Source organism: Kitasatospora sp. NPDC049285 (assembly GCF_040678815.1).
Taxonomy (GTDB): Bacteria; Actinomycetota; Actinomycetes; order Streptomycetales; family Streptomycetaceae; genus Kitasatospora.
On record NZ_JBFAQR010000050.1, the window covers coordinates 25,791 to 38,421 of the forward strand.

At 75.2% G+C, this 12,631-nt stretch carries 6 protein-coding genes and 1 pseudogene; 2 read left to right on the forward strand and 5 right to left on the reverse strand.

Annotated elements, in window-relative coordinates:
- Positions 1-71: 71 nt before the first annotated feature.
- The 3 genes and pseudogenes from AB0K51_RS26145 to AB0K51_RS26155 all read right to left on the reverse strand — a co-directional run.
- Positions 72-2,714: a hypothetical protein gene (locus tag AB0K51_RS26145; RefSeq protein ID WP_363459577.1), complete on the reverse strand. Its 2,643-nt coding sequence runs from the start codon at positions 2,712-2,714 to the stop codon at positions 72-74.
- A complete protein-coding gene (gene eccCa / locus AB0K51_RS26150; protein ID WP_363459578.1) occupies positions 2,711-6,664 on the reverse strand; it encodes a type VII secretion protein EccCa in 3,954 nt (1,317 codons plus the stop codon). The genes AB0K51_RS26145 and eccCa overlap by 4 nt, the downstream gene beginning before the upstream one ends.
- Positions 6,665-7,006: 342 nt before the next feature.
- Positions 7,007-7,285, reverse strand: a pseudogene (locus tag AB0K51_RS26155) (WhiB family transcriptional regulator); the annotation flags it as partial.
- Positions 7,286-7,491: 206 nt separating this feature from the next.
- On the opposite strand from AB0K51_RS26155, the gene AB0K51_RS26160 reads away from it, so the two are divergent.
- Together AB0K51_RS26160 and AB0K51_RS26165 are read left to right on the forward strand one after the other, a co-directional pair.
- Positions 7,492-8,346, forward strand: a complete 855-nt coding sequence (locus AB0K51_RS26160; RefSeq protein WP_363459580.1) for a class E sortase — start codon at positions 7,492-7,494, stop codon at positions 8,344-8,346.
- A gap of 171 nt (positions 8,347-8,517) precedes the next feature.
- Positions 8,518-8,844 carry a hypothetical protein gene (locus AB0K51_RS26165; protein WP_363459582.1) on the forward strand — a complete coding sequence of 109 codons (327 nt, stop codon included), beginning with the start codon at positions 8,518-8,520 and terminating at the stop codon, positions 8,842-8,844.
- Positions 8,845-8,864: 20 nt separating this feature from the next.
- Here the strand turns inward: AB0K51_RS26165 and AB0K51_RS26170 are convergent, their stop codons facing one another.
- Together AB0K51_RS26170 and AB0K51_RS26175 are read right to left on the reverse strand one after the other, a co-directional pair.
- Complete coding sequence (locus tag AB0K51_RS26170) at positions 8,865-11,900, reverse strand: aminotransferase class I/II-fold pyridoxal phosphate-dependent enzyme (RefSeq protein WP_363459584.1); 3,036 nt, start codon at positions 11,898-11,900, stop codon at positions 8,865-8,867.
- 90 nt (positions 11,901-11,990) lie between these two features.
- Positions 11,991-12,545 (reverse strand): sigma-70 family RNA polymerase sigma factor, encoded by a 555-nt coding sequence (locus AB0K51_RS26175; RefSeq protein WP_363459586.1) that lies wholly within the window; start codon positions 12,543-12,545, stop codon positions 11,991-11,993.
- Positions 12,546-12,631: the final 86 nt, after the last annotated feature.

Genomic DNA, 12,631 nt, shown 5'->3' on the forward strand with positions numbered 1-12,631 from the left:
TGCGCGTGCGTGACCCGCCCGTGCCCCGGGGTTGGTGGGGGCACGGGCGGGTGCGGCGGGGGCCGGTGCGGTCAGAGGGCCAGGCCCGGGGTGAGGTGGATGCGGTGGGGCTTGGGCAGGCGGCGGCGTTCGGCGGGGGAGACCGCGTCGCGGCGTTCGAACCAGGACTGGAGGCGGGCCAGCACCTGGCGGTCGCGGTCCTCGGACGGGGATTCGCCTTCCGTGGCAGCGAGTTCGCGCAGCAGGACCCGCGCCGGGGTGACGTCGGGCTCGCCCGGCAGGACGGCCAGGACGGAGAACCGGGTGTGCGGCGGGAAGACCACCTCGGGTTCGTCGCCCGGGCCGCCGAAGATGCCGGTGCGGCGGCCGGTGGTCGACCAGATACCGAACTCCACCGGGGTTTCCAGTTCCACGTCGCGGGCCGCGACCGCCGCGACGGCGGCCGGTTCGGTGAGCACGGTCCCCGGGACGTACAGGTCCGCGAGCGCGGCTTCGATCGGGGCGCCGAGCAGCACCGCGCCATGGTGGCTGGGCAGCCGCCGCAGGCCCGAACCGAGGCAGGAGAGCAGCGGCGCAAGCGGGCCGGCGGTGGCCGCACGGGCGGCCGTGACCAACTCGGCGCGGGAAGCCGGGAGTTCGCCGTCCGCGTGATGCACCATCACGGCCACCAGGTCGGGCCGCAGGTCGTCCTGCCGGGCCGAGCGCAGGCCCGGGAGGCGGGTGGCGATCAGGTCCGTGCGGCTGGCGAGGCGGTGGTAGTCGCCGCCCAGGAGGGTCTTCAGGGCGAGCCGGGCCGAGGGGAGGTCGGCGGCCGGGAGGTGGGCGGCGGGGGTGAGGAGGGCGGCGCCTGAGGCGGGCGCGGGGGCCTCGGGTGCGAGCGCGGTCGTTGCTGACGGTGTCTCAAATACCGCTGCGGGAGCGGATATTGACGGGTCCGGGTCGGCGGGTGGCGGGAGATCCACCACCGCGCTGGACACCGTCCGGGCTGCGGTCGGCGGGGGAGGGGGGACGTCGAGGAGCGCGGCCGGGTCCTCGGCAGGCCTGGGCGTGGGCGCGGTGAGCGGGGCGGGCGGGTCGGCGACGGCTGAAGCGGCGGGGACCGCGGGGGAGGCCGGGACCGGCGCGGTCGCTGGGACGGGAGCGGGGGCGGGGACGGGGACGGTCGGGGCGGGGGAGGTGAGCTCGGGGTCGAGCCAGTCCAGGTTGTGCATGCGGGCGATGAAGCCCCCGACGGCGAGGGCGTCGGCGTCGGCGGTGCCGTGCAGCAGGAGGCCGAGGCGGGTGGTGCCGCCGAGGTCGGGGAGGGCCTGCAGGACGGTGCCCAGGTTGCTCCACACCTCCTCGCCGACCGGGCGTTCGCGTTCGCCGACGAGCAGTAGCGGGCGGAGCGGGTCCGGGCGGAGCATCCGGGCCGCGGCCTGCCGGGGAATGCCCTCCGGGCGCAGCCACACGCCGGCCGGGACGGCTTCCACCACCCAGCCGTCGAAGGCGCGGTACAGCGCGGGGCCGAGTGGCTCCAGGCCGGTGAGGACGCGCCAGGCGGAGCTGACGACCCGTCCGCGTTCCGGGGAGGCGGTGAGCGCCAGCAGCACGGGCTCCCAGGTGGGCGAGCCGTCGGGGGCCAGGAAGGTCGAAGTCGGGCCGGCCGGGCCGAGCACCGGCAGGCCCACGGAGGCGCGGACCTCGCGGCCGAGTTCGGCGGCAAGGGCGGTGGCCATGCCGACGAGGGCCGAGGTGTTGGCCCACGGCGCGCTGAGCAGTACGTCGTCGGCGGCGAGGGAGTGCTGCCGGACGGCCTCCAGCAGCTTCGGGCCCGACAGGTGCGGACGCTCGGGGGTGCCGACCGCCAGCAGCCGGGTGCCGCGCTCGGGCATCGCGAAGCCGAGCGCCGCCGCGGGCGGCTCCGCCGGGGCGTCGGCCGCGGTCAGCCAGTGCCCGGCGGGCAGCGGCAGGACCCGGGCAGCGACGAGGGCGGCGGGCGGGGTCTCCGTGCGCGGTGAGAGCACGGCGCTGAGATCGGCCGCGGCGGGCGACTCGCCCAGTACGGGCGGCGGCGGTGCGGCCGCGGCGGGAGACGGGAGCGAGGGTGACGCGGGCTCGGCCGGCCGCGTACCGCTCGGGGGCGGGGTGTCGGCGGCGTCCGGTCCGGCCGCCTCCGGTGCGGGGGCCGCGTCGCCGTCCTGGCGGGGCCAGGTGGAGCCGTAGGGGGACGCCGGGCCGGACGGCGGGGTGTGCCACCAGGTGCCGGGCTCGGGCGAGGTGAGGGAGGTGACCAGCAGGGTGCCGTCGGGTTCGACGGAGACCAGGCCGTCGGGGGCGAGCACCGGCAGGCCGGCGGCGCGGGCGACCTGTTCGACCGGGCGGCGGCCGTCGGGCGTGGGAGCGGCCAGTCCGGAAGCGGCGAGGACGAGCGTGTGGGCGCCGCGTTCGGCGGCCAGCCGGGCGAGTTCGGGGAGGTCGCGGCGGAGGACCGGCGCGGCGTCGGGCGCGGCGGCCAGTACGAGCAGGCTGCCGGGCTCGGGGCGGACCGCGGCGAGCGCGTCGCCGAGCGCCCGGTCGTCCCCGGCGGGCGCGATGACCAGGTGCGGCCCGACCGGGCGCAGCGCCGAGCCGGCGGCTTCCGGGGCGGGCGGCGCGGCGGGGGCCCTGCGGGCCCCGGGGCGGCGGCGCGGCGGGGTGGGCACGTCGGCGGCCGGGCGGGTGGTGGCGCTCATCGGGTGTCTCCGTCCATGGTGAGCCGGCCGGTCTGGACCTGGACGGTGCGCCGCCGGGTGATGTAGTGGGCCCGGCCGGCGGGCAGCACCCGGGGCTTGAGGCCGCCGAAGAGGATGCCTTCGGACGGCGGGCAGGAGAGCAGCAGGGCAGGGGAGTTGACCTCGCTGAGCTTGCGCATCAGCGGGTCGCTGAGGCCGCGCGCGGCGTTGTTGACGGAGCGGGCCACGATCACGTGCAGGCCGATCTCGGCGCCCTGCGCCAGGTAGTCGAGGACACCGGCGAAGGGGTGGGTGCCGGACGGGGAGACCATGTCGTAGTCGTCGACGATGATGAACAGCTCGGGGCCGGTCCACCAGTCGCGCAGCTTGAGCCGGTCGGGGGTGATGTCCGCGGAGGGCACCCGGTTGACCATGGCGTGCGCGGCGCCGCCGACCACCTGGCGCAGCACGTCCACGGAGACCGCGTAGCCGAGGCGGTACTCCTCGGGGACGGTGTCGTACAGCTCGCGGCGGAAGTCGACCATCATGATGCGGGCCTGGTCCGGGGTGTACGCCTGCATCACCGAACTGGCGATCAGCTTCAGCAGGTTGGTCTTCCCGGACTCGCTGTCGCCGAGCACCATCAGGTGCGGGTCCTGGCCGAAGTCGTGCCAGAGCGGGGAGATGTCCTGGTCCTCCAGGCCGAGCGCGACCTGCAGGCTGCCGCGCGGGGCGGGCAGGTCGGCGGCGTCCAGGACCAGCGGCAGCATCCGTACCTCGGGGGCGCGCCTGCCGGTCCAGTGCTCGGCGACGGCGTCGACCAGGTCGGCGACGCCGTCGCCGAGGTCGTCGGTGGTTCCGGTGCCGTCGATCCGCGGCAGTGCGGTGAGGAAGTGCAGCTGCTCGTCGGTGAGGCCGCGGCCGGGCGACTTCGGGACCTTGCCGGCGGCGCGCATGTTGATCAGCGAGTCGACCGGGTCGCCGAGGCGCAGCTCCAGCCGGGTCTGCAACTGGTCGCGCAGCGAGGAGGACAGCTCGCCCCAGCGGGTGGTGGCGATCACCAGGTGGACGCCGTAGTTGAGGCCGCGCTGGGAGATCTGGCCGAGCGCCTGCGGCAGGTCGGGGAACTCCTGACGGACGGTGTTCCAGCCGTCGATGACCAGGAAGACGTCGCCGTACGCGTCGTCGGGCAGCTCGCCCGCGGCCTTGCGGCGGCGGAACGTGGCGATGGAGTCGATGCCGAGCTCGGCGAAGTACTTCTCCCGGCGGGTGATGACGCCGTTCACCTCGGCGACGGTGCGGTTCACCCGCTCCGGGTCGTGCCGGCCGGTGACCCCGCCGACGTGCGGCAGTCCGCGCAGCGAGGTGAGCGTGCCGCCGCCGAAGTCCAGGCAGTAGAACTGCACTTCGGCGGGGGAGTGGGTGAGCGCGAGACCGGTGATCAGGGTGCGCAGCATGGTGGACTTGCCGCTCTGCGGGGCGCCGGCGATGCCGACGTGGCCGTCGGCGCCGGACAGGTCGGCGGTCAGCAGGTCGCGGCGCTGCTGGAACGGCTTGTCGATGACGCCGAGCGGCACCCGCAGGGTGCCCCGGCCGGAGCCGTGCTCGGTGGTCAGCCCGAGCTCCGGGTCGGGCGCCAGCGGCGGCAGCAGCTCGTCCAGGGTCGGCGGGACGTCCAGCGGCGGCAGCCACACCTGGTACGCGGGCGGGCCGGCGTCGTACAGCCGCTCGGCGGCCAGCTCCAGCAAGGAGCGGGTCTCCTCCACCTCCGGCTCGGCCTCCTCGACCACCGGCAGCTGACGGGGCGCCACGTACTCGGTGTCGTAGGCGACCACCTGGCCGGCCACCACGGACTGCTGCGCCGAGCGGCGCTTCATCTTGTACGCGCCGGAGACGTACGCGGCCTTGAAGCGCGACAGCGTGGAGATGTCGCTGCGCAGGAAGCCGTTGCCGGGCTGCGAGGGCAACTGGTACGCGTCCGGGACGCCGAGGACGCCGCGGCTCTCCATCGCCGAGAAGGTGCGCAGGCCGATCCGGTACGACAGGTGCGACTCCAGCGCGTGCACCCGGCCCTCGTCCAGGCGCTGGGAGGCGAGCAGCAGGTGCACGCCGAGCGATCGGCCGAGGCGGCCGATCATCACGAACAGGTCCATGAAGTCGCGGTGCGCGGCGAGGAGTTCGGAGAACTCGTCGACCACGACGAACAGCGTCGGCAGCGGCGCCAGCGCGGTGCCGGCGGCTCGCGCGGTCTCGTACTCCAGCAGCGAGGCGTAGTTGCCGGCTGCCCGCAGCAGCTCCTGACGGCGGATCATCTCGCCGTGCAGGGCGTCGCGCATCCGGTCGACCAGCTCGGCCTCGTCGGCCAGGTTGGTGATCACCGCGGAGGTGTGCGGCAGGGCGTCCAGGCCGAGGAAGGTCGCGCCGCCCTTGAAGTCGACCAGCACGAAGTTGAGGATCTCCGAGGAGTGGGTGAGCGCCAGGGCCAGCACCAGGGTGCGCAGCAGCTCGGACTTGCCGGAGCCGGTCGCGCCGATCAGCATGCCGTGCGGGCCCATGCCGCCCTGCGCCGACTCCTTGATGTCCAGGTCGACCGGCTGTCCGTCGGCGCCCAGACCGATCGGGATGCGCAGCTTGTTCTGCTGGTTGCGCTGCGACCACTGCTGCTGCACGTCGTGCTTGTACAGGTCGTGGATGCCGAGCAGCGAGGTCAGGTCGAAGTCGGTGGCCAGCGGCTCGGAGGACTCGACGGTGTCGCCCATCCGGTACGGGGCCATCACCGTGGCCAGCCGGCGGGCGGCGTCGGCGGAGAGCTCGTCGGGGCGGCCCAGCGGCGTCACCTCGTCCTTGCGGTTGCGGTCCGCGCCGACCATCTCCAACTCGCCCTCGGCGATCCGCAGCCGCAGCGTCGCCCGGGTGTCCTTCCACTCCAGGGCGTCGCCGAGGTCGATCAGCGTCGCGTTGCGGTAGCCGGCCAGCGCCGCCCGGTGCGGGGTGCCGAACTGCACGCCGTCCAGCACGATCACCGTGTACGGCTCCTCCCGAGTGGGCTCCGCCTCCGGCTCGTACGGCGGCCGGGCCGCGAAGTCCTCGCCCAGCAACTGCTCCAGCTCGCCGATCGAACCGGCCACCAGGCGCAGCGGGCCCGCGCCGTCGCTCTCCACCGGGTGCAGCCCGTGCGGCAGCCACTTCACCCACTCCCAGTCGGCGCGCCGGTCCGGACCCGCCACCACCGCGATCCGCAGGTCCTCCGGCGCGTGGAACACCGCCAGTTGGGCGAGCACCGCCCGCACCAGGGCCCGCGCCTGCTCCTCGTCGTCGGTGCGCACCAGCACGTGCGCGAAACCACGCAGGTGGATCGCGATCGGCTGGTCGGCCACGGTGCCGTACGCGTGGATGAAGCGGCGCAGCGCGTGCGCGCACAGCGGCTCCAGGTCCTCGATCGGCTTGGTCGCCAGCGGCGCCAGCCGCACCGCGAGGCGCTGCGAGCCGACGCCGATCCGCACGTCGGTGAAGTCCGGGTGCGACAGCCGACGCTCCCACAGCCGGGAGGTGCGCACCAGCGAACGCAGCTCCTCCGGAGCCGGGTTGCGCCAGGCCAGCGCCTCCTGCTGCATGCCGATGTGCTTGCGGACCTGACGGCGCATCTGCGACAGGTAGCGCAGGTAGTCGCGCCGCTCGCCGCGCAGCTGGGCCTTGCGGTCGGTGCTGCCGCGGATCAGCTGGGTGACCAGCATGCCGACCGCGGACAGCACCATGGTGCCCATCGCGATGTACGTCATCACCCCGCCGTCCGGGCGGAGGAAGACGAACACCATCGAGAGCGAGCTGAGCGCCATCGGCAGCATGGTGATCATGTTGGCGGCGCCGCTCTGCAGCTCGGGCAGGACGGGGGGTTCCTGGAGTTGGATCTCCCCGTCGGGCATCTCAGGACCGGGCCGCCGGGCCGGGCGGTTGACAAGGACCACGCTCAACGAAGGGCTCCTCGATCCTGGATGGCCGGGGCGGTCCCGTCCAACGGGAGACACGGGCGCCGCCTTCCGGCGGGTTCATCAGGCGGCCTGCTCGGACCGGGCCACGGCCAGGTGCCGGTACGGGGCCGCGGTGCGGGCGGTGCGCAGGTGTACGGCGGCGGCCGCGGCGGTCAGCTTCAGCGCCACCGCGATCGCCTCCTCGTCCCAGCCCGCGTCCGCCAGCCGGTACGCCACCGACGGCATCGCGATCAGGCGCACCTCGGCGGGTCGACCGGCGAGCAGGGCGGACGCCTCGGCCTGGCCGAGGGTCTGCAGGCGACGTGCCTCCACGAACAGGCGGTGCCGCTCACGGGTGGTCAGACCGCCCCAGATGCCCTGCGGTTCGCGGTTCACCAGGGCCGCCGCCAGGCAGGGCTCGCGCACCGGGCAGGCGTTGCACACCCGCTTCGCGGCCAGCCCGCGCTGTTGCACCGCGGAGGAGTGCTGGGACGGGAAGAAGAGTTCCGGATCGACGTACCGGCACGCCGCGTCCGGCACCCACTCCGGCTCGGGCAGCAGCTCGCCCGGCTGGTGGCGGGCCGGGGTGATCCGGCGGACCGCGAGAACGCTGGAAGCCTGCATGGTGGGTCGGTTCCTCTCTGACGTGCGGGGTCGTACGCGGGTGCGCGGGGTTGGACGGGGACTCACCCGTCAACACGGGCCGGACCGCCGGTCGGCTCAATCGCGGCGAGGCTGAACCCCGCACGCGAACGGGCCGTTCCAGCGGGTGTTCCGGGGTGCGGCCGACCGTCCGCGGGCCCCGTCGCACCGACCAGAGCGAGGTACCGATGGAGACGCCGCACCCCGACCGAACCGCTGCCACCGCGCTGAGCGCCTGGTCCTTCGGGCCCCGCCGGCGGTTCGCGCTGCGCCGCGCCAAGCTGCGCCGCCTCAAGCTCTCCAGGGCCGGCAGCGCCGCCCTGGTGGCGGTCGGCATCGCCTTGCCCGCCCCGCTGGTCTACCAGTTGACGGTCGGGGACCAGGAGGCCAGGCAGGAGGGCGCCGTCACCACCGCCGAGCTCCAGCGCAGCTGGCACTCCGACGCACCGTCGACTCCCGCGCCGGCCAGGTCGGTTGCCCCCGGTGCGTCCCCCGCGGCGGTCCCACCTGTCGCCTCGGCGTCCGCCCCGCGGCCGGTGCCCAGCTACCCCGCGCACTACCCGCTGGGGCAGGCCTTCGCCGTCCTGCACGTGCCGGCCATCGGCCTCGACACCGCGATCGCCGAGGGCACCGACCAGGGCCCCGTCCTCGACCGGGGACTGGTCGGCCACTACGCGGGCACCCTGCAGTCCGCGTACCCCTGGCAGGGCAGCGGCAACACCGCCCTCGCCGCCCACCGCACCACGCACGGCGCGCCGTTCCGCCGCCTCGACGAACTCAAGCCCGGTGACGAGGCGGTGGTGGAGACCGAGCAGGAGTTCTTCGTCTACCGCATCACCGGCGGCATCGAGGAGGTCTCCCCGAGTGAGGTCGGCGTCGTCGCACCGGTTCCCGCCGGCTCCGGGTTCAGGGGGCCCGGCCGATACCTCACCCTCACCACCTGCACCCCCGAGTACTCCTCGCGCGGCCGGCTGATCCGCTTCGGCGTCCTGGTCCGGACGGTCGCCCGGGCCGACCAGCCCACCGGACTGCCGGGGCTGTGACCGTCCCGGACCGGTCTGGACCTATGAGGTCTAGACCGGCGGCACGGTGTGGTCTGGACCACAGGGGTGGAAAGTGGCTCTGATACACGCCTGTGACAGAACGCGGACCCGACGGCGACGGCCTCGCCCGTTCATCAGGGTGACCGACCCCGCACCCCAGGAGGACACCCGATGAACGCCGCCGACGTCACCGCCGAAATGCTCGCCCTCGCCGCTGCCGCGACCGACTGCACCGACCCGGCCGCGCGGTCCGCGATGCGCGAGCGCGCCTGGTCGCTGCACCAGCTGGCCCTGCTGGACCTGGTCCGCGAGGTGGAGTCCGCCGTACTGTCCGCCGACCGCGCGGCCCTGGACTCCTGGACCGCCGCCGGACTGCTCCAGCCCGGCGAGGCCGACCGGGCCCAGGTCGACGACGACGCCCTCGACTCGCTCGCCCACGAGCTCTTCCGCAACACTCCCGCGGGCCTCGCCTTCCTCCGCGTCACCGCCCGCCGCTGAGCTCCTGACGGTCCGTTCGGTCAGCCGAGGTGGCCGCGCAGGCGGTGGAGGGCCTCGGCGAGGTGGTGCTCGGGAAGGGCGAAGCAGGCGCGGGCACGGGAGGCGGTGCCCGACCAGGACGGCGTGTTGAGGCGGACGCCGGCCTGCTGTTCGAGGGCCAGGACGAAGGCGTCGGGGTCGCTGGTGAGCGGCGCGACGTCCGGGTGGAGGAAGAGGCCGCCGCGCGGGCCGTCGGGCAGACCGAAGCCGAGTTCCCGTAGGCAGTCGGAGAGTTGGGCCCGATGAGAGGCCAACTCGGCGCGGAGGGACTTGAGTTCCGGCCAGAGCGCGGGGAGGTCGGCGAACAGGCGGGTCGCCGTGATGCGCAGGTGCGGTGGCAGGGGGGAGAGCCGCTGCGCCCGCAGGGCGCCGCTCCACTCGGGATCGGCGGTGGCGGCGAAGCCGAGGCGCAGGCCGCCGGCGGCGAACTCCTTGGAGAGGCCGCCGACGAGGAGCAGGGCTCGGCGTTCCGCGGGGCTGAGGCCCGCCCAGCGGTCGCCGCCGAGGGGGAGGGGCCCGTCCAGGTCGGCGAGGAGGCCGAAGACCTCGTCCAGGATCACCTTCGCGTCGCAGGCCGAGGCAGCCGCGACCAGGGAGCGGAGCACCGCGGGCGGGACGTGGACGCCGGTCGGGTTGCCCGGGCTGGTGAGGAGCAGGACGTCGAACGGCCCGGCGGCGGCGAGTGCCTCGGGGGTGGCGAGGAAGTCCGGGGGCACGGCGGGCAGGGTCCGCACGGTGCCGCCCGCGGCGCGGACGAGTGGGCCGAAGAGGCCGTACGAGCCCTGCGGGAGGAGCACGACGGGTCCGCGGCCCAGCGTCCGGTGGCGGGCGCGCAGGGCGTCGAAGAGCAGGGGGAGTGAGCCTGCGCCGAGGGTGACCTGAGCGGCCGTCACCTCGGGCAGCCGGGTGGCCCGCAGGTAGCCGGCCACGGCGGCCCGGTCCCGGCGTGCCTCGGCCTCCCCGGAGGCCGAGCGGGCGCGCAGCACGCCGTGCACCATGGCGGAGCGCAGCGCGGGCGGCAGGGGGAGTTCGTTCTCGCCGTAGTCGAGGCGGATCGTGCCCGCGGCGGGCGCGGGCCGGGCGAACGCCGGGTGGGCGGCGGCCTCGCGAGCGGTGGGGCCGGGCGGCGGGCCGGGCCTGGCCGGCGGTGGGGGTGCGGAGTCGGTGGGCAGCACCCCGCCAGGGCCGTCCGCGGCCGAAGGTCGAGCGAGCAGCCCGTCCACCAGGGTGAGCAGGGCGAACTCGGCGACCTGGGAGACCCGGGACCAGGTGAGTTCGGCGGCGATCTCCAGGTGGTCCAGCAGGCGCCGGTCGCGGGAGAGCAGCAGCCCGAGGGCGAGCCCGGCGGGGCCGGCCTCGGTGAGGACGGCCAGGTGGCCGGAGGCGGGGTGGTCGCGCAGGAGGCGGAGCGAGGCGTTGCCGACGGTCTCGGCACCGGTGGCGAGGAGTCCGGTGGCCAGGAGGGCGGGTGCGTCCACCAGCAGGAGGGCATCGGTGTCCTCACAGGCCGTCAGCAGCCGGGCCAGGCGCGGGTCGGCTCCGGTGGCCACCACCACGCGGGCGTCGAGGGACGGGAGCCGGCGGGCGGCTTCGACGGGGTCGGCGGGGAGGTGGACGGCCGTCAGCCCGGCCTTGCGGACGGCCGCGGACAGCCGGGGCCGGACGCCCTCGGTCAGGGCCACCGTGTCGCCGGGCGTGGTGAGGGTGAGCAGGACGGCGTGCAGGAGGTCGACGCGGCCGGGGGCGGCGAAGATCTCCGCGGGGGCGAGGGGGAGCGAGTGGTGGGACTGGAGGACGGTGGCGAGGCGGGAGCGGAGCCGGGCGCTGCCCGCCTCGTGGGGGTACGGGGAGAACGGCGCGTCGGCGAGGTGGGCGGCGAAGCGGGCGGCGAGGCGGGAGAGGGACCAGGCACCGTGCCCGGAGCGGTGCGGCGTGTCGGCGCTGCGGGCCCGCGGGACCGCGTTGCTGCGGCGGGCCGGGCGGTGACCCTCCATCACGTGCAGGTCGTGGTAGACCGGACGGCCGTTGGCGAGGACGGCGCGGGCGGTGGTGGCGGGCACCGGTTCGGCGGCGTCGCGTTCGAGGTAGAAGGCGCACGGGTGGCCGGACCCCGACTCCAGCTCGGCGAGCGGGGTGATGTCGGTGTCCGCGGCCTGCCGGACCCGGGCGGTGTGCAGGGTGGCCGAGGTGTAGCCGTGGCGGCGGAACATCCGGCGCAGCACGGCGGCACCGGGGCGGCCGGCCAGGTTGAGGACGACGGACCCGCCCGGGTCGAGGAGTTCGGCCGCCTCGGCGAGGGCACGGGAGTTCAGGCCGAGGCCGTAGCGGTCCTCGGACAGGCCCTGGGGAAGGGCGTAGTTGCACAGGTCGTACGGGCCCTGCTCGGTGCCGAGGTCGAGTTCGGCGGTGGCGACCTGCGGGATGCAGCCGATCACCAGGTCGGCCCGCCGGCCGCTCAGCCGGGGCTCGGTGAGCAGGTCGGAGGCGACGGCGTCGTAGCGTTCGGCGAGCCGGCCGGGGCGGGGGCGGCCCAGGGAGTCGTAGCCGTTGAGGACGGCGTTGAGCCGGGAGACCAGGACCGCCTGGGGGTTGAGGTCGACGCCGAGGACGGAGCGCAGGTCGGTGAGGGTGAGCAGGGCCAGTGAGATCCAGCCGGAGCCGCAACCCAGTTCGATCATCCGCTTGTCGTGGAACGCCTGGCGGGGCTTGCGCAGCAGGCCGCGCAGGAACGCCACGCTCCACTCGTCGTCGGGCGGGAAGATGCTCGGCAGGGCCAGCAGGTCCAGCCGGACCCGGCCTTCGGGCAGGCGCAGGTCGACCGGGACGAGCCGGAACAGCGGGTGCGGACGCTCGCGCAGCGCGTCGGCGAGGGCGTGCAGCACCGGGGCGAGCCGCTCGGCGGGTTCGTCGCGCAGCCGGGCGGCGAGCCGCGGCAGCGGGTCGGCCAGATCGAGCAGGGACTCGGCGGCGAGCGCCGAGCGGTCGGCCGGGAGCGGGTGGACAGGAGCCGTGACCATGGCGGGAATGCCTCCTGGGATGAGGGAACATCCCGCTCAACGGCCCCCGTGCGGCCCGGAGTTCAGTGCACCCGGGCCGCCCCGGCCGGTTCAGCCGACGGCCGCCAGCGGCCCCATCCCGCGCGCCTCCAGCACCGGGCGCAGCGCCCGCATCGCGTAGTACGTACGGGACTTGACGGTTCCCGCCGGGATGCCCAGGGTGCGGGCGGCCTCGGCGACGGAACGGCCGCGCAGGTGCACCTCGACGAGTACCGCCCGGTGGTCGGGCGCCAGTTGGGCGAGCGCCGCGGCCAGGTCGTGCCCGGCGAGCACCGCCTCGTACGGGTCGCCGGCGGCGGGCCGTTCGGCGGCCGAGTCGTCCCACACCTCCTGCGGGCGCACCGACTGCATCCGGAAGTGGTCGATGGCGATCCGGCGGGCCACCGTGAACAGCCACGGCCGACCGTACTCGGGGCCCTGGGTGAACGCCTCCGGGTGGGTCCAGGCCCGCACCAGGGTCTCCTGCAGGATGTCCTCGGCCTTCGACCGGTCGCCGCCGGTGAGCTTGAGCAGGGCGCGCAGCAGGTACGGCCCGTGCATCCGGTACAGCTCGCCCAGGGTCTCCTCGTCCAGCCGTGCGCCCGTGTTGCCGCCCAAAGTCCCCATCGCCGACCTCGCTCCCGTCCGAACCGCCTCGATCTGATGATCCGTACGGTGTCAGCGGCCGCCAACGCGGGCCGAACGAACCGCCA